Annotated in this window: 16 protein-coding genes; 9 read left to right on the top strand and 7 right to left on the bottom strand. The window is 56.2% G+C overall.

Annotation, left to right across the window (positions count from 1 at the left end):
• The first annotated feature begins 23 nt into the window (after positions 1 to 23).
• Genes M0412_RS22725 through M0412_RS22700 form a run of 6 tightly spaced genes read left to right on the top strand, consistent with a single transcriptional unit; the run spans position 24 to position 6,591 of the window.
• On the top strand, positions 24 to 983 hold the full coding sequence (locus tag M0412_RS22725; protein WP_269702945.1) for a nucleoside hydrolase: 960 nt from the start codon (positions 24 to 26) through the stop codon (positions 981 to 983).
• Positions 980 to 1,960, top strand: coding sequence for a nucleoside hydrolase (locus tag M0412_RS22720; protein ID WP_269702947.1), 981 nt, complete (start codon positions 980 to 982; stop codon positions 1,958 to 1,960). The genes M0412_RS22725 and M0412_RS22720 overlap by 4 nt, the downstream gene beginning before the upstream one ends.
• A complete protein-coding gene (locus tag M0412_RS22715) occupies positions 1,957 to 2,931 on the top strand; it encodes an ABC transporter permease (protein ID WP_142843036.1) in 975 nt (324 codons plus the stop codon). Before M0412_RS22720 ends, M0412_RS22715 begins: the two co-directional genes overlap by 4 nt.
• Complete coding sequence (locus M0412_RS22710) at positions 2,931 to 3,869, top strand: ABC transporter permease (protein ID WP_269702948.1); 939 nt, start codon at positions 2,931 to 2,933, stop codon at positions 3,867 to 3,869. The genes M0412_RS22715 and M0412_RS22710 overlap by 1 nt, the downstream gene beginning before the upstream one ends.
• A gap of 4 nt (positions 3,870 to 3,873) precedes the next feature.
• Positions 3,874 to 5,679: an ABC transporter ATP-binding protein gene (locus tag M0412_RS22705; protein ID WP_269702950.1), complete on the top strand. Its 1,806-nt coding sequence runs from the start codon at positions 3,874 to 3,876 to the stop codon at positions 5,677 to 5,679.
• Positions 5,680 to 5,691: 12 nt separating this feature from the next.
• The gene (locus tag M0412_RS22700) at positions 5,692 to 6,591 is read left to right on the top strand and encodes a ribokinase (protein WP_269702952.1); all 900 of its coding nucleotides are present in this window, start codon (positions 5,692 to 5,694) and stop codon (positions 6,589 to 6,591) included.
• A 259-nt stretch (positions 6,592 to 6,850) separates the two neighbouring features.
• Here M0412_RS22700 and M0412_RS22695 read toward each other — a convergent pair whose 3' ends face one another.
• The gene (locus M0412_RS22695) at positions 6,851 to 7,768 is read right to left on the bottom strand and encodes a LysR family transcriptional regulator (RefSeq protein ID WP_142843030.1); all 918 of its coding nucleotides are present in this window, start codon (positions 7,766 to 7,768) and stop codon (positions 6,851 to 6,853) included.
• Positions 7,769 to 7,923: 155 nt separating this feature from the next.
• Here M0412_RS22695 and M0412_RS22690 point away from each other — a divergent pair, with 155 nt between their 5' ends.
• Complete coding sequence (locus M0412_RS22690; RefSeq protein WP_142843029.1) at positions 7,924 to 8,697, top strand: type 1 glutamine amidotransferase domain-containing protein; 774 nt, start codon at positions 7,924 to 7,926, stop codon at positions 8,695 to 8,697.
• Positions 8,698 to 8,988: 291 nt separating this feature from the next.
• Here the strand turns inward: M0412_RS22690 and M0412_RS22685 are convergent, their stop codons facing one another.
• The 3 genes from M0412_RS22685 to M0412_RS22675 are packed head-to-tail and all read right to left on the bottom strand — an operon-like array spanning position 8,989 to position 11,465.
• Positions 8,989 to 10,344: a HAMP domain-containing sensor histidine kinase gene (locus M0412_RS22685; protein ID WP_269702954.1), complete on the bottom strand. Its 1,356-nt coding sequence runs from the start codon at positions 10,342 to 10,344 to the stop codon at positions 8,989 to 8,991.
• Positions 10,341 to 11,006 (bottom strand): response regulator transcription factor, encoded by a 666-nt coding sequence (locus tag M0412_RS22680; RefSeq protein WP_142843027.1) that lies wholly within the window; start codon positions 11,004 to 11,006, stop codon positions 10,341 to 10,343. Before M0412_RS22680 ends, M0412_RS22685 begins: the two co-directional genes overlap by 4 nt.
• Before the next feature lie 3 nt (positions 11,007 to 11,009).
• Positions 11,010 to 11,465: a PepSY domain-containing protein gene (locus M0412_RS22675; protein ID WP_269702956.1), complete on the bottom strand. Its 456-nt coding sequence runs from the start codon at positions 11,463 to 11,465 to the stop codon at positions 11,010 to 11,012.
• Positions 11,466 to 11,803: 338 nt separating this feature from the next.
• Between M0412_RS22675 and M0412_RS22670 the strand changes: the two genes are divergently transcribed.
• Positions 11,804 to 13,243 (top strand): hypothetical protein, encoded by a 1,440-nt coding sequence (locus tag M0412_RS22670; RefSeq protein WP_371338335.1) that lies wholly within the window; start codon positions 11,804 to 11,806, stop codon positions 13,241 to 13,243.
• Between the two features lie 106 nt (positions 13,244 to 13,349).
• On the top strand, positions 13,350 to 14,096 hold the full coding sequence (locus M0412_RS22665) for a BPL-N domain-containing protein (protein WP_269702960.1): 747 nt from the start codon (positions 13,350 to 13,352) through the stop codon (positions 14,094 to 14,096).
• A gap of 130 nt (positions 14,097 to 14,226) precedes the next feature.
• On the opposite strand, the gene M0412_RS22660 is transcribed toward M0412_RS22665, so the two are convergent.
• From M0412_RS22660 to M0412_RS22650, 3 genes are read right to left on the bottom strand one after another with little or no spacing between them, the layout of a single operon-like run.
• On the bottom strand, positions 14,227 to 14,661 hold the full coding sequence (locus tag M0412_RS22660; RefSeq protein WP_269702962.1) for a hypothetical protein: 435 nt from the start codon (positions 14,659 to 14,661) through the stop codon (positions 14,227 to 14,229).
• Positions 14,658 to 15,389, bottom strand: coding sequence for a hypothetical protein (locus M0412_RS22655; RefSeq protein ID WP_269702964.1), 732 nt, complete (start codon positions 15,387 to 15,389; stop codon positions 14,658 to 14,660). The genes M0412_RS22660 and M0412_RS22655 overlap by 4 nt, the downstream gene beginning before the upstream one ends.
• A 21-nt stretch (positions 15,390 to 15,410) precedes the next feature.
• On the bottom strand, positions 15,411 to 17,618 hold the full coding sequence (locus tag M0412_RS22650) for a TrlF family AAA-like ATPase (protein ID WP_371338334.1): 2,208 nt from the start codon (positions 17,616 to 17,618) through the stop codon (positions 15,411 to 15,413).
• Positions 17,619 to 17,822 lie beyond the last annotated feature (204 nt).

The raw sequence follows: 17,822 nt of genomic DNA, 5'->3' as shown, positions 1-17,822 counted from the left end.
CCCACACATTGAAGGCATTGAGAATGAAGCCGATTTCGATCATCGTCGATTGTGATCCGGGTATCGATGACACGATTGCCCTGTTGACCGCATTCGTGTCGCCGGAACTTAAGATTCTGGGTATCACGCCGGTCTGTGGCAACCAGCCGCTGGAGCGCACGGTGCGCAATGCGCTGCAGGTCTGCGAACTCGGCAATCGTGCCGACATCCCGGTCTATGCCGGCTGCTTCCGGCCGATGCTGCGTGAGCCGATCCATGGTCAGTTTCATGGCAAGACCGGACTCGGCAACACCGTATTGCCGGAACCGGTGAAGAAGGCGGAAGAGACTTCCGCCGTCGATTTCCTGATCGACGCGCTGGACAAGGCCGCCGAACAGGGCGAGCGTATCACGCTCTGCTGCCTGGGTCCGATGACCAATATTGCCGTCGCGCTGCGTATGAAACCGCAGATCGCTGGAGGCATCGAACGTATCGTGATGATGGGCGGCGCCTATCGCGAACCCGGCAACCGCACGATGACCTCAGAATATAATGTTCTGGCCGATCCGCATGCCGTGCATGTGGTGTTTTCCAGCGGCATCCCGATTGTCGCGCTGGCACTCGATGCTACCCATCAGGTCATGCTGAAGCCGGAACATGTCACTGAGTTTTCCCGCGTCAGCGGTCGCATTTCCCAGACGCTTGCCGAACTGATGGCGTTCTGGGATCGTAACGACGTACCCCGTTATGGCTCGCGTGGCGGTCCGCTGCATGATCCGCTGGTCATGGCCTATATCCTTGCGCCGCATCTGTTTGAAACCCAGAAAGCACGTGTGTTCGTCGAATATGAAAGCGAACTCTGCATGGGCCAGACGATTGCCGACTGGTATGGCAAGAGCGGCTTGGAGCCGAATGCCGACATCGTCACCAGGGTCGATGCGGAAGGCGTGATCGCCTTCTTCCTCGAGCGCCTGTCGCGTTATGCCGAAAAGGTCGTCGCATGAAACCTCACAAGGTCATCATAGATGCGGATCCTGGCGTGGACGATGCCGCCGCCATTCTGATGGCGCTTGCCTCGCCGGAAATCGAGGTTCTGGGACTGTCCATTGTCGCCGGCAATGTGCCGCTTCGCGATACGGTCACCAATGCGTGCAAGCTGGTTGGCCTGAGCGGACGGCGTGATGTGCCGGTTTATGCCGGTGCCAGCGGTCCGCTGGTGCGCGAACAGGTCTATGGGAAATACGCTCGCATCGGCGCTTTCGACGATACGCTGGTCAAGGCCGGGGATATCGTTGCGGCGGAAGAAAACGCCGTGCGTTTCATCGTCCGCACGGCGCGGGCGGCGGCAGCGGCAGGTGAGCCGGTCACCATCTGCGCTATCGGGCCGATGACGAATGTGGCGCTGGCGTTGATCCAGCATCCGGACGTTGCCCGCGGCATCCGCCGGATCGTTTCGATGGGGGGAGCTTTCACCGCACTTGGCCATCGCACGCCATGGGCCGAATTCAACGTCTATGCCGATCCGCACGCCGCCGAAATCGTCTTCCAGTCCGGCGTTCCGATTGTGCTGATGCCGCTCGACATGACCTTCCAGGCGCTGTTTACCGCCAAACATTTTGAACGGTTCCGTGCCGGCGGCGAAGCGGGCGATGCCCTTTTCAATCTTTTCTCGACCTTCGACCGCAGCGACGTCAAACGTTTCGGTCGACCGGGCGGACCGATCCATGATGCGACGACGATCGCGTGGCTGATCCGACCCGAATTGTTTACCAGCCGTGAGGCTTTTGTCGGCGTTGAGGTCACCGGTCTCACGATGGGGTACACCTACGCCGATTTCTACAAGAAGATGGACCGGGCGGCGAACACCACCGTCGTTACCGATGTCGACGAGACCGGTTTCATCGAATTACTGATCGAGCGCATCGCCCGCCATGGCGGTGCAGCGCTCGCTAAAAAAAATCTGGGAGGCTCAAGCTCATGAGCGGATATCTTCTAAGCCGGTCGCTACAAACCGTGCTCACGCTTTTTGTCATGTCGGTTCTGGTCTTTGTCGGCCTCTATCTCGTCGGCAATCCGGTTGACGTTCTGCTGAGCCCGACCGCGACACCGGCGGAACGCCTGCAGGTCATCCAGTCCTTCGGCCTCGACAAGTCGGTTTGGGAGCAATACTGGCTGTTCCTCACGCGTGCGCTTTCCGGCGATCTCGGCAATTCCTTTGTGTTCAATCAGCCGGCGCTAACCCTGATTTTGAACCGCATGCCGGCAACGCTGGAACTTGCCTTCGTCGCGCTGTTCATGGCGCTTGTTGTCGGCATTCCGCTCGGCGTTTATGCCGGCCTCAAGCCGAAGGGCTTTATTTCCAAGTCGATCATGACCTTTTCGATCCTCGGTTTCAGTTTGCCGACCTTCTGGATCGGGCTGGTCATGATCATGCTGTTCAGCGTCTATTTGGGCTGGTTGCCGGCATCGGGTCGCGGTGAGACTGTCAACGTTCTTGGCGTGCCGCTCAGCCTGTTCACGTTCGATGGTTTGGCGCATCTGCTGCTGCCGGCCTTTAATCTGGCGCTGTTCAAGATTTCGCTGGTCATCCGTCTTACACGCGCCGGCGTGATGGAAACAATGCAGCTCGATTTCGTTCGTTTCGCCCGCGCCAAGGGTCTGCCCGAACGCCGTATCGTCACCGTACACGTGCTGAAGAACACACTGATCCCGTTGATCACCGTCATCGGTCTGGAACTTGGCTCGCTGATCGCTTTCGCAGTCGTCACGGAAACGATCTTTGCCTGGCCAGGCATGGGCAAGCTGATCATCGACGCTATCGGCGTTCTCGACCGTCCCGTCATCCTCGCCTACCTGATGATCACCGTGGTGATGTTCAGCATCATCAATCTTCTGGTCGACATTCTGTACTCCATCGTCGACCCCCGCGTTCGCCTTGAGGGGAATTCGTGATGACCGACAACAACAGCTCGACCGTTTCGGTTCATGCCGCCGCAAACAGCGGCGCGAAATCCACCTCGCGTTCCCCCGCACGGGAAGTCGTCCATGCGCTGCTGCACGACAAGCTCGCGCTCGTCGGCATCATACTGGTGACGATCTTTATCGTGGCTGCCATCTTCGCACCGGTCATCGCGCCGCAAAATCCGTATGATCTGGCTCAACTCGACATTCTCGACGGTCGCCTGCCACCGGGTTCGGAAAGCATGTCGGGCATGCCCTATCTGATCGGCACCGACACGCAGGGCCGCGACCTGTTCAGCGCCATCCTCTATGGCCTGCGCACCAGTATCCTCGTCGGCCTCTCCAGTGCGGCGATCGCGCTCGTCATCGGCGCATCGATCGGCCTCACCAGCGCTTATGTCGGCGGCCGGCTGGACTCGGTGCTGATGCGTATCGTCGATATCCAGCTGAGCTTCCCCGCAATCCTGATTGCGCTGATTTTCCTCGCCATTCTCGGCCAGGGCGTCGACAAGATCATTCTGGCGCTGGTGGTGACGCAATGGGCTTATTATGCCCGCACGATCCGCGGTTCGGCGCTGGTCGAGCGCAAACGCGCTTATGTCGATGCCGCCCGCTCGATGGCGCTGCCGGACCGCAACATCCTTTTCCGGCACATCCTGCCGAACTGCCTGCCGCCGCTGATCGTCGTCGCCACCATGCGCGTCGCTTATGCCATCATGCTGGAAGCAACGCTTTCCTTCCTTGGCATCGGCCTGCCGGTGACGGAACCGTCCCTTGGTCTGCTGATCTCGAACGGCTTCGAATACCTGCTTTCCGGTGACTACTGGATCAGCCTATTCCCGGGCATCGCCCTTCTGTTGCTCATCGTCGCGATCAACCTGATCGGCGATTCCCTGCGCGACATCCTCAATCCGCGTCGTGAGGGCTAAGATCATGACCAATCCAATTCTTTCAATTTCCAATCTCAACACGGCCTTCCGCGTCGGTGGCGAGTGGCGCAATGTCGTGCATGATGTCAGCTTCGATATCGCGCCGAAGGAAACCGTTGCCGTTGTCGGTGAATCCGGTTCGGGCAAGAGCGTCACGGCGATGTCGATCATGCGGCTTCTGTCGCCGGGCAATTCGCGCGTGACCGGAAAGATCGAGTTCGAGGGCAAGGATCTTCTGTCGATCCCGCTTGAAGACATGCAGAAAATCCGCGGCAATCGCATTGGTATGATCTTTCAGGAGCCGATGACCTCACTCAACCCGGTGCTGAAGATCGGTGCGCAGATCACCGAGGTCCTGCGCCAGCACCGCGGCATGACGGAAACCGAAGCTCAGGCAGAAGCCGTGCGGCTTCTGGAAAAGGTCCGCATTCCCTCGGCAAAGTCGCGCCTTAACGAATACCCGATGAATTTTTCGGGCGGCATGCGCCAGCGTGTCGTTATCGCGATTGCACTTGCCTGTGACCCCAAGCTGCTGATCGCCGACGAACCGACGACGGCGCTCGATGTGACCATCCAGGCGCAGATCCTCGAACTCATCAAGACACTGCAGGAAGAGGAAGGCATGTCCGTGCTCTTCATCACCCATGACATGGGCGTTGTTGCGGAAATATCCGACCGTACGGTGGTGATGTATCGTGGCGAACAGGTTGAGACCGGCACGACGCATGATCTCTTTGCCGGCGCCAAACATCCCTATACCCGCGCGCTGTTGTCGGCAGTACCACAGCTTGGCTCGATGACCGGCAAGGATCGTCCGTTGCGGTTTCCGCAGGTGGACATGGCAACCGGGGAAATCCAGCCGGTCAAGCCGACCGAGGATACGGTCAAGCGCAATCACCCACCGATCCTCAAGGTCGACAACCTGATTACGCGCTTTCCGATCAGGAAGGGCTTCCTGCGCAAAACCATCGGCCGCATCCACGCGGTCGAAGGCGTATCGCTGGAACTGCGTCAGGGGGAAACCCTGTCGTTGGTCGGCGAATCCGGTTGCGGTAAATCTACCACCGGCCGCTCGATCATTCGGCTTACCGATGCGGTATCCGGTGAAGTGCAGATCGGCGGCAAGAATGTACTTACGGCCGGCAAGAGCGATCTCGCCGATATCCGCCGCGAAGCGCAGATGATCTTCCAGGACCCGTTCGAAAGCCTCAATCCACGCATCCGCGTCGGCCAGGCGATTGCCGAGCCGATCGTCACCCATGGTCTGGCGCCAGCTTCGCAAGCGCGTCAGCGCGTCGGTGACCTTCTGGAACGTGTCGGCCTTTCCGCTTCGATGGCGGACCGCTTCCCGCACGAATTTTCCGGCGGCCAGCGTCAACGCGTCTGTATCGCCCGCGCCCTCGCGCTGGAGCCGAAGCTCCTGATTGCCGACGAGTCGGTGTCCGCGCTCGATGTCTCGGTGAAGGCACAGGTCATCAATCTGATGCTGGACCTGCAGGAAAAATACGGTCTCGGTTACCTCTTCATCAGCCACGACATGGCGGTTGTCGAGCGCATCAGCCACCGCGTCGCCGTGATGTATCTCGGAGAGATCGTCGAAATTGGCCCGCGTCAGGCCGTCTTTGAAAACCCGCAGCACGAATATACCAAACGGCTGATGGCGGCGGTCCCGATTGCCGATCCCTCGCGCCGACAGACGCGCCGTATCTCCAATGACGAGATCAAGAGCCCGTTCCGCGCTGCCGATTATGTGCCGCCGAAGCGGACCTACGAAGAAGCCGGCGAAGGTCACTTCGTTCAGATCGCTTAAGGAAACCGCGTCATGATCATCACCTTCGGCTCAATCAATGTCGACTTCGTTTATGAGGTCGAGGACATGCCGCAGCCGGGCCAGACGCTGCTTGCCAAACGTTTCCGCACGGAGGCCGGTGGCAAAGGCGCCAATCAGGCGCTTGCAGCGGCCCGAGATGGTGCCGAGGTGGTGATGGTGGGTGCGGTCGGGCAGGATGGTCTGGCCGAGATCGGCTTGCAGAACCTGAAGACGGCAACGGATATCAGCCGCGTCGCCTCTCTTGGAGAACCGACCGGCAATGCCTCGATCCATATCGATGCCAAGGGTCGGAATATGATTGTGGTGGCGGCTGGTGCCAACCTCGCGGTTTCTTCGAATTACGTGGAGGAGGATTTGTTGCAGCGGGCCGGTGTCGTGCTCATGCAAATGGAAAACGATGTGGCCGAAGTGGAAAAACTCATCCGCCGTACGCATGCCTCAAAGGCCATCTCGATCCTCAACCTCGCACCGGCATTTCTTTTGTCGGAAGAAGTTCTGTCCTTGTGCGATCTGATTGTCGTCAATGAAGATGAAGCTGAGGCTTTAGCGGGTTGGCTCGGTTGCGATGCATCGGCAACGGCCTTGTCTGTGCGTCTCGCCACCGGCGTTCTGCGTACACTCGGTGGTGATGGTGCTGAAGCCTGCGCGTTTGGCGAGTATATTCGTATCGCGGCCATGTCGATCGACGTACAGGATACAACAGCAGCTGGCGATTGCTTCGTCGGGGTGCTTGCCTCGGGATTAGACTGCGGCTTGCCGCTCAAGGCGGCCATGCAGCGGGCATCGATCGCCGCAGCGCTGGCATGCTCACGAAAAGGTAGTCAGAGCAGTATTCCCGAGCGGTGGGCTACGGATTCCGTCGAAATAGGTGCAATCAACTCAGTTGCATGACGTTGCCAGTTTTTTCCAAACTGGTTCGGATCGGTCTTTTCGATTTTATTAATCTATTCACGAAAGGGGTTCACGGTCATCGGAGACGTCGTCAACGTTGCGCATCATGACGCGTTATACGTCTTGTGAGGTGCCGGCGTCCCCGGACATTCTTGAGGCTGCTGCAGGCAGACCTGATTTAATGAGAGGCTTGATGTTGTTTCCAAGTCTGACAGTGCGCGGCAGGCCGGAGGCATCTATGGTCGGAATTGAATATACATCACGCCACTGACTTGGACTGCTTGCGCAGCTTCGAGCAGGTGTCGATGAAGGCCCGTAACTTGGGCTGGCTTTGGGCGGCCTTGGTGAAGTAGAGAAAGAGGCCATCGCCACCGGGAGAGTAATCGAGCAAAGCGGGTTCGAGCAGACCCTGGGCGAGTTCGCTGGATGTGTGGAACGTCGACGAATAGATGAGGCCCAGACCCTGGCAAGCGAATTGCCGCATAAGTTCCCCATCGTTCACTGTGATCGGTCCACTCGGTTCCAATCGGACGGTCTGACCCTGATCGAGAAACTCCCACCGGTAGATGTCTCCTTTTTCCGGGCGTCGAAATCGAATGCATCGGTGCTGTGTAAGCTCCCCAGGTGTTTTCGGTTTCCCATGCGCTTTGAAATACTCTGGAGAACCGAAAACGGCCCAACTGAACGGTGGTGAAAGCCTGATAGCGATCATTTCCTGGGCGATATAGGATCCGAGCAGGATGCCAGCGTCATAACCCTGGGCAACAAAATCGTGATGCTGATTGCTGACCGTCACGTCCACATTCACCAGCGGCCAAGACCGTCTGAAAATGGGCATGACAGGATCCAAAACATGCGGAATAGCAAGCCTCTCCACGATAAGCCGCAACGTGCCGGACGGCTCGCTTGAGGACTGGAGCGTCTCCTCAAAGCTTGCCTCGATCAGATGAGCCGCCGGGCCTATCTTCCCCAGAAGCCCTTCGCCTGCTTCTGTCAGCGACATTTTTCTGGTCGTACGATGAAACAAGGGTGTCGATAGTCTTCGTTCCAGCCGCTGCAACGCCTGGCTGATCGCGCCTGGCGTCACGCCAAGCTCCAATGCTGCCTTGCGGATGCTTTTATGCCTGGCGATTGCCAGGAATTCCGACAGTCCGTCGAATGCATCGTGACGCGTCATTTGATCTTTCCATTCGGACCATTGTCGAAGGCAACCCTATAAGGCTCCAGACAGATAACGAAGGTTTTCTAAACAATCCATATAGAAGTGTGGCACTTATGTTTTTAATCGAAGCTGGACATATGGAGAGCGTGTCAACAATTTGAGGAATGGATATGTCGCTCTTTAACCACGTCGCAGGCATCTGCGTCGCCATTGCCACCCTTGTCGCGCTGCCCGCCAGCTCGTTCGCGCAGACTGCTGAAACCGCAAAGAAAAAAATCCTGATCGTCGTGTCCAGCCTGGACAAGAAAACCCCCGAACTCGTCGGCGGATATTGGTTTCCCGAGCTTACGCACCCCGTAGAAGTGTTCGATGAAGCCGGTATCGATTTCGACATTGCAAGTCCGAAGGGCGGATTGTCGCCTTTTGACGGGTTCGATCTAAAGGATCCTGCGACACTCGCATTCTGGACCAATCCGGATCATCGCAACAAGATCGCAAATTCGATCAAACTTTCAGAGGTCGACGCCTCACAATATGCGGCTGTCCAACTTGTCGGCGGACATGGACCAATGTGGGATTTCGTCAATGATACCGATCTTCAGGATATCATTCGCAAGATTTACGAGGGCAACGGCATCGTCAGTGCCGTTTGCCACGGTCCGGCAGGCCTTTTGAATGTGAAGCTGAGCAACGGCGAAAGCCTTATCAGGGGACGCCAACTCACGAGCTTCACTGCAGAAGAAGAAGCCTCCCGCCACTATGACAAGATCGTTCCTTTCGAGCTCGAGGGCGCGCTGAAGAACGCTGGTGCGATATTTGAAGAGGCACCGATTTTCGAGAACAAGGTTGTTGTCGACGGCCGTCTCATCACAGGTCAGAACCCAGCCTCGGCCAAGGCATTCGGTGAGGCCATTGTGAAGGCCCTCGAAACAAAGACGCAGTAAACAAACGATCATGATGTCACGTCCGACGCCCTGAGGACGTGCCTCACCTTTCGGCAGTCTCCAGGGGGGCCTCGATTTCAGATCCGGATGGCCGGGAAGTTGTCGAACAGGTTCGAGCGGCCGTAGACCGCTGGCCGCTGTTTGCTGAAGAAGTTCGGCTATCCAGATCCCGCGCTGCTGAACTCGATAAACTCCTGAATGGCACTAGGTCAGCTGGTCGGTAATTTTAGTGCTCCCTTGTCGCTGAATATCCCTTCAGGTGAACATCAAGTCGTTGCAGGTTTGTCGAGATCAGACGGCAAGCGGAAGCCTCACGATGACAAGGGTTCCCACGCCCTGATCGCCTTCGAAGAGGATCGAACCGTGGTTTATCGCGAGAATTTCCGTTGCAATCGCCAAGCCAAGTCCAGACCCGCCAACGCTTTCATCGAAGCGTTGGCCGCGTTTCCCAATGAGCTTGAGGTCGGACTGGCCGATACCCGGCCCGTCATCAAAGATGCGCAGCTCTGCGACGTCCTTCCGCCTTGATGCTGACACCCGTACCGTCGAGGTGGCCCACTTTGCTGCGTTTTCCAAAACGACGCCGACCAGTTCGACGAGATCGTTTTCATCGATATCGACGTCGATGTTCTGCGTCATGTCGATCTGCCAGTTCAGTTGCTCGCCTTCTTTGGTTTTCTTGAGAACGGCGACGGCCCGGCTGACGATCGATCCAAGTGGAGCCCGCAATGTGTGCAGCCGCGCTCTCTGTCGGAGTTTCGACAATTTGAGCTGATAGTCCACCCGACTGTTCATTTCCTCGGACAGATCGAACAGGACAGACGCGGCGGACGTTTCGCCACGGCGTCTGAGGTCCTCGGCAACCGTCACTAGGACGGAGAGGGGCGTCTTCAATCCGTGCGCAAGATCGGAAGCGCGCGCCCTTGCAAATTCGATCGATGTTTCCTGCAGTTTCAACAGTTCGTTCACTTCGGCAACAAGCGGATACACCTCTGTCGGATATTCGCTCTCCAGCGAGGTCGCGGCGCCCTTGCGAATGATCTCGACTTCACTCTTTAACTGCCGGAACGGCAGGAGGCCGAAATGAACCTGCAACAGGGCGGCAAGGACGAGCGACGCACCGAGTACGGCGAGCGCCGCGGTCATTTCCCATGCAAATTTGTGAATGGTTTCGTCGAGGATGGAACGGTCCAGTGCGACGACGATCTGATAGTGACGTTCAATGTCCCTCGCCTTGAAGCGCGTCGTCAACGACAGTGCCAGCAGGGATTGGCCCGCCGGGCCGTCAATACTGGCGAAATGCTCGCCATCGGTGCTCACCTCCGTCTCGAGATTTTTATCCCACAGGGAGCGCGAGCGCAGCGCCTTTTGATTGTCTATGTCGGTGATCTGCCAGTAAACGCCGCTAAACGGGGTTTCATATCTCGGGTCGGGCAGCTGTCGTGTCAGACGGGGCCGATCTTGCCGCGCATCAAGGTCGATGATGGCAACGAGCCGCGAGAGTGTCGCGCTGAGATCGGACCGAACTCCCTTTTCGACATTTTCAATGAACAGATAGGATATTGCAGAACCGGCAAGTATGAGCGCGAAAAAAATCCACACCGCGCCGGCCACGATCATGCGGGATTTCAGCGATCGTGATTTCATGCGGCATCGCCGCCCAGGAGATATCCCAACCCTCTGCGTGTAATGATGATATCGGCGCCCAGTCGGCGGCGAAGCCGCCCGACCAGCACCTCGACGGCGTTGGACAGGCGGTCGTCATCCTGTGCATAGAGATGTTCCGTGATTTCCAGCTGGGAAACGACCTTCCCCGGCCTGTGCGCCATGAAGGCTAACAGGCGGTATTCCTGGGGAGAGAGTGCGACGGGCAATCCTCCGATCGAGACCTGTTTCAGCCGCGTGTCCAGCGTGTAGCGGCCTATCGTGATGTTCGGCGAGGAAAAGCCGGCTGCGCGCCTCACCAGCGCCCGGATACGCGCGACGACTTCCTCCATCCTGAAAGGCTTCACGACATAATCATCTGCACCGGATTCGATACCTTCGACCCGTTCGCTCCAGTCTCCGCGGGCTGTCAGGATGAGAACCGGCGCAGCCCTGCCGTCGCGGCGCCATCGCTTGAGAATGGTCAGTCCGTCGAGGCCTGGAAGGCCGAGATCTAAGATGACGGCATCAAATGCCTCGGTTTCGCCTCGAAACCAGGCGTCCTCGCCATCAAGCGAGATCTCTGTCACGAAACCGGCAGCCGCAAGCGCAATCGAGAGAGACTGAGCGATCCGTTTATCATCTTCGGCGATGAGAACGCGCATGGTTCACTTCACTCCGATGAGACGGCCGTTATGCGCGTCGAAGGAGTATCGTCGCAACCGGTCGTCATTTTCCAGGACTTTGAGTTCGTATCTGAGGCCGTTGCGGCGCGGCTTGAGCTCAGCGTCCAGAATGCGGCCGTCCGTGAGCGCCTGGGTTTTTGCCGCAATGCTGTCGAGCGAAAGGATATTTTGCCCCTGAAGACCATTTGGGCCCCCTTGATCCTGCTGTTCGTAATCTTCGATCTCGTTGGAAAAGCCGCGCATCGAGCTGGCAGCGTCGCTGCCATTATAGACGCCCTCGGCCACGCCATCGTCGCTTTCGGTCTCGGAGGAGGTCTCGCTTTCAGCGCCTGCGCCCGTGTCATCTTCAGCATAGGCGCGCGCGTGGACCACGGTGGAGAGCATCAACGCCAGCACGACGGAGTATCGGACGCATCGCTTTGGCTTGGTGGGTTTCACATGGACCTCCTTGGTCGCAGCACCTTTAGACGATTGAAGATGACAATTCGCTGACAACGGCTTCAAGGGGCTGTCAGGTCCAGTCGAATATATCACTGCCTGACGCGTTTTTGGCTCGTCAGGTTCAGTGAGGTTCACCGATGTTCTTGCGCCTACTTCCAGCCGCCGTGTTTGTTGCCATCTTCTGGATGATTGCGCTCACGATCCTGGCCACACGAAATCCGCCCGGATGGTCCGTGGACGGACCCTTAAGGTGCCGTGACCGGACATATACGGATTGCGCGCTCCTGCGATGACATACAATAGGTACGAGAGATTTGAAAATGCCTGAAAACAAAATGAAACTCGTGTCGCTCCTCCCGGTTTTCGCGGCGCTTACGGTTAGTCCCCTGGTCCAGCAGGCTGTCTTGGCAACCGCCGTCGTTTCGCTCTCGTCAGTGCGAGCGGTTGCCGGCTCACCCGTCCGGATGAACGCGCCGGCCCTTCTTGGAGACATGCGCGCCTCTCTGGGGGAAATCGCTTTTTCGTTCAGCGAAGCGAAGGGCGAGAAACGGCGTCGCAGTGGCGTGGCTGCGCTCGCTGCCCTCACGGAGGCGACGCGGTCTGTGCAGGGCCTTGAAGCGGCAATTGCATCGCGTGAACCCGCCCGCATTTCGCGGGCCACCAAGGCGCTGTCCCATGCGGTCGGTAATCTGCAGACGCGTTACTCCCTGTCATCAGCCAAATGCGACGGGGCGACGAGAGCTCTCCAGCGCTTCAATGCGGCCTGGGCGGAATATTCAAGCCGTTTCGTCCTCGCAAAACATAAGGGATTTGCGGCAAATGCAAATGCATCGGATGTGAAAGCGCTCAAACGAAAAGTTGCCGACTTGTCGTATAGAATGCAGCAGTTGGAGGACGAGGTCGCCGACAACGCAGCTCTTCGCACTGAGGTTATCAGGATGCGGCGTGAAATTGTGATAGCGCAGCGCGCGCCTGCAAGTGGATACGACTACCAGCGCCTTTCGTTCACACTGACGGTCCTGTCCGGCTCCTTCGCAGCTCTCTCACTCACCACGAGGGAATATTATCCAGGCTATTATGTAAGGATCGTCGATTTTGAAAGCGACCGGTCAATCGACAGTTACTGGGACGGATATTACGACGGGTATTACCAAGGCGTTGCTGACAGCTATTACAGCGAACCCGTGATCATTTCTGCTCCGATCATGACCGAAAGCCGCCCCGAAATCTTCCAGAACGTCACCTATGAAACGATATACAACGTCACGAACGAGACGACGAATATCTACCAGACGATGCCCGAGGAAGATTTGTCGGATGTCGCCGTCGCGCCAGTTCCACAGGATGTGAACTTCAGCGTGGAAGACGTTTCCACAGACCAGACCCTGGCTGCTCCGCCGGTTGATGAGTTCAGAAACAACGCTGTTCCTCCGTCGGCAGAGGCTCCCGATCAAGGCCCTGAAGTCCCGATCGACAGCCGCCTGAAGGATCAGGATCCCGCTACTCCTGGCGATCAGGACAACCCGCCGCCTGTGGTTCCGTCTCCGCCGGAACAACAACCTGATGCTGCGGAGAGGGGCGCTTTCGATCCTGCCACAGACGGCACTTCGCCAGACCATGAGGACAAGCGGGAGGATCGTGAGGGCTGGACGCCGCCCGATCATTCAACATCTGATACATGGCCGCCCAATGAGGATTCGGGCGGGTCAAGCGTTGCTCCTGCGCCGGACGATCAAAGCCTGGATGAGGACCCCATGGTGAATACCAGACCATGATCCACGCTGAGCCTCGGCGCGTTGCGCGCCTCATAAGCTGTGTTCCAGTTCCTGCCAGCTGTGCCTCTTCCCTCGGCCAACCCGCGCCAGATAAGCGAGATAAGACATGATCATCAAAACCATGACCGCGGCACTCACCGTTATCACTGCCACCACCGGGGTGGTTTCTTCTTCAAACGCAAAGGAAGGCATCGTTCGGGTTGCGGTTTACCGCGGGCCCGCCAGTTGCGAGGATTGCTCTGAAACGATGCGTCAATCGATTATGGCGCTCGGACCTGAGTATCGTGTCGATTACGTCGGTGCGAAGGAGAAGATCGATATTCGCGACGAGACGCTTTCAAAATATGACATCTACGTCCAGCCGGGCGGGGGACAGGATATTCCAGCCGCATTTGAAAGCCTTGGTGATCAACGGGTTGAGGCCATCCGCAGGTTTGTTAAGGCAGGAGGCGGCTTTTTCGGCTCGTGCATGGGAGCCTATCTCGCAAGCGGTTCGGGCATAGGATTGATCGATGACGAGCTGGAATCCGAGGTCGGGCGGCCCGGCTTTCCGGTAAATTCGATCATAAGCACGGCGGTGTCGACAAGGTGGAGCGGTAGAAAACAAACAGTCTTCTTTCAGGACGGGCCGTATATGCCTGAGCCGAAAGACCGCAGCGGGTTCAAGAAGATTGCTACGTATCAGAATGGCGATATTGCCGCTGCTCGTTACCGTTTCGGCAAAGGTGTCGTCGTGCTGACGGGGCCTCATCCGGAGGCGGATACATCGTGGTTTCGTGAAGCAGGCATACCAATCAGCAAAATGCCGGATCAAAGCTTGCTCCGCTCCGTTATGGGCGAGCTTCACAAATGATGTGGGCCGTATCGTAGAGGATACCCTGCGAGGCAGGATGGCGATCTGCCGGGTGATGTCGGCCTGATGGCACGCCAGGCTCTCAGCGCCCTGTAAACGCTTGATACCGGCCTCTTGTCCGGATCAGCAATTACTCGTCAAAGCCGCTCTGCGCGTGCGAGATCGTCTTGCAGGTCCCGCTGTCCTTCTCGCCAACCATGCGCTTATCACGAATGACCGAACCCTTGGCGATATCGATCTCCCATGCCACCGAGCCTTCATTCAGGCTCGCTTTCCCGCCGGCGAAGGTGCCTTTCTCCATTCTCTGACTTCCGGAAGCCGGGACATAAACTCCAAATGTCCCGGCGGCTTCGTCGAGAGCGAAATTGAACACCTGAGGGGTTCCCTTCGAACCCGCAAATTCGCAGCTGAGGTATGTCGGCGCGGCAAAGGCTACAGAGCCTGAAAAAAGAAGTGCGGCAGCGGCAAATCCGGTTCCTGTGATGACTTTCAATTCCTGATCCCCGTTCGTGTTTGTTCGCCTGATTAGAAATATTTCGCTCAGTCGATGATCGATTTGCTTCATGCAGCAACGATCTCCTCGAGAATTGGACGGCAGATTGCTTCCATTGCGGCGACAGCTCCCGTAATCAGCACGCCCACTCGGTCGGGATCTTCTGCTCCCCACCATATGTCTGCCTCCATTTTTTGCCATAACTCTAAGTTATTGGCGCGGAAACTGTCTGCGTCGGCCGACCACCGCACGAGCATCTGTGCAGCTGTGATGACCTGATTTATAGCTTCTTGCAGCCTTTGGAATGGAACGTCGGCATTTGCGCCAAACCAGGCAGTCATGCGATAGCGGAGCGCAAGTAGGTTTCCTATTTCCTTTCGATTTTTGTCGTAACGAGCTAGAATAACGTAGTATGTATCACGCAGCTTTGCTGTCGATTCTGTTTCGGCTGTCACTTTTGGACGGCTATCAGCTTCATAGAGATAACTCATCGGTGAACGTACTGATCGCATGATCGCCTCGGTTTGGTAGAAGCCCGTCAACACAGTTTCTGCCAAGTCTTGTTTGCGTTTACGATCAGCGTTCCGGGCATCCAACAAGAATTTCCTTTCTGCAAGCGAGATATCAAATGCGAATCTTTGTTCGGCTAGGCTTTGGTCAGCGGCAAGCTGCGACACATGAAGACGTCGTGTCGTCCAAGCAGAAATTCCCGCACCTAGAAGGCCCGCGATAAACGAGGCACCCGCTGAAATGACTGCGATTCCAGTCGGGGTTGTGAAGAAATTAGCATCTGTCGGCATCTTTTTACCTCTTGTCCCGCCTCAGTTTGGAAGGCTGTATGAACCCAGACCGTACATACTGCTGCGGCGGATGAAGGCTTCTTTTGCTCCTTCTAAGATTGCACATGCTGCATCACGGGTCTCTGCATGATCAATTGAACCCCGTGACGTTATGGTTCCGCGATCATTTAGTGCCTTCAGTACAACGATCTGCTCGGCATCGCCAAGGACTGCGACATTTGGATTATGGGTCACGATGATGATTTGTCGCCGTTCTTTTGCTCTTCTGAGCACCGGTACAAGGGTAGCGTAAATGAATTCTCCATCTAAATTGTCTTCTGGCTGGTCGATAATTAGCGGCCGATCACTGTCGGATGACAACATCAATGCCAGCAGAACTGATTGCTGCTGCCCTAGCGATAGTTTGGAGAAGTCGCGGGTTACATGACGTGTACCGGTAGCGGCAGGATTGTGGCGAGTGACCTGTAGTTTCGGAAGGTCGTGCAATGCGACTCGCTCGAGCGCTTGCCGTGTCGTTTTTTCAGCTAAGGTTTCTAGTATCGACCGAGCTTCATCCTGTTTGAAGATTGAAACTCCTTCAGGCGTCTTAATACCCGTTATAGCCGAAAAATCCTTCTTTCCAAGCGAATCTAGGAGTTTCGGGATCGTCAACTCAGCAACCAGATAGTTAGCTCTTACTTGTTGGTTGGTTCTCCACCCCATGGCATTAATGATGATGTCCTCAGCCTCTGGGGAGTAGGCATTTCGCTTGTATTTCAGGCTTACAAAAAGATCGGACAAAGATTCACTCAGAATTTCACTCGCTTTACGACCGAATGCATCTCGAAGTGTAGCAACCCTCTCCCTAAGACCCCATCTCTCTCGCAAAGTTTGCACCCGCTGTTTTTTCAGTTCATCAAGGTGCGGTTTCCAAGTTTTCAGATTTTTGATCGATTGCTCATGAGATGCCTCATCATTGGCGAGCTTACTGATATAGGACATATCAAAAGCAATGTTCAAAGCCTCTAGTTCGCGGCGCTTTTCATCAATACGTGTTTGGGCTGCAGTCTCTTTGGTTTTCCAAGTAAGAATTTGAGTTTTAACCACACCTTCCAGCGCATCGACACTTGAACGAATTTGTATTTCCGCTGCGCCGACGTTGGTTTCATAACTGGAGGCAGCTGTGAGGATCGCCTGGAACTCTTCTCGCCCTACAGTGAGAGTGTCCACTGTAGAAACCTCTCGTATGCGGCCGGCAAAGTCAGTGAAGCTGCCTGCCGCTATTTGCTGCTTAGCTTCACTGATGACTTCGGCGATGTCGGATTGCACCGCGCGTTCGGTCGCTAGTTTGCGCTGTAAAGTGATTAGTTCGGTCACTTCTGGCTTCTTTAAGGCTTCCAACTGCTGCCTAGTCGTTGCCAAGAGCCGTTCATGCTGGGGTATGAGTTCTACTTTTTGCTCAGCCTCTTCGATCTTAGATTGCAGCTCAAGTAATTTGTCCCTAACTTCGCTTTCGGAATCGATTGCCGCGCGAATATTGATAAAACGGTCAAGGTAGTTCAGAAGCGCAAGTGGATTGGTTTGGGCTTGGATGCTAATCTTCGCCGCATCGCCTTGACCAAAACAATCAATTTCAAAGGTAACGGGTCGATCGTCGCCGTCCAAGTTGATCATCTCACCTTCTTTATGGCGCTGTAAGCGATGTAGAACGCCTGCCTTATCGCGCCAGAAAAGATGCAATATATCTGGCCAAACTTCAGAATCGAGAACCTTGCAATCGGCGTCTACTCCCACCAAACAGCGAACGGCTTCAAAGGTGGTTGATTTACCGGTGCCACGGCCCCCAATAATACAATTAAGGTTTTGGCTAAATTGGATAGACTGGTTTGTAAGAAAACCACCATCGAGGGACACGCCTATAACGTGCGGTACGGAGCTGGGTATCAAATCCTCTATCCGGACTCGAGCATCAGCGTCTTCGAGAGCGAGCCGTAGAGCCCCAAACGAGAGACTGTCCATTTTGTAACGGGTAACTCTTTTTTGCAGCTCTGCATTGCGCCCAAGATTCCCTAGGGAATGAGCATCTGAATTAAGAACTCTAGCCAGATATTGTCGGGACCCTAGCTTCAGTTTCTCTATTCGATTTTTCCCCATTTGCATTCGGTCCATATTGGGATCGCCTGCCGCATAGGATATAGCTGATCCAGCATGCTTTAGCTCGATTCCGAGCAGTGCTTTGTGGGCAATCACGTCGAATTTATGGGGTGAGGCACCGGGCACCTCGATTTCATAGCCCGATTCAATATCGACGTGCGCTAAGATACCAATGAATTAGCCCCCGAAAGGCCCGGACATGCTCCCCCACTTAGCTAAGTGTGTAGGAGTAATGTTGGTAATATGACTAGCAGCAATTTTAAGATGGAAGTTCTCTCCGGGCCGGAACGTCGGCGGCGC

This window comes from Agrobacterium sp. O3.4 (assembly GCF_041414895.1).
Classification (GTDB): domain Bacteria; phylum Pseudomonadota; class Alphaproteobacteria; order Rhizobiales; family Rhizobiaceae; genus Agrobacterium; species Agrobacterium cucumeris.
This window is presented reverse-complemented; position numbering and strand designations above follow the sequence as displayed.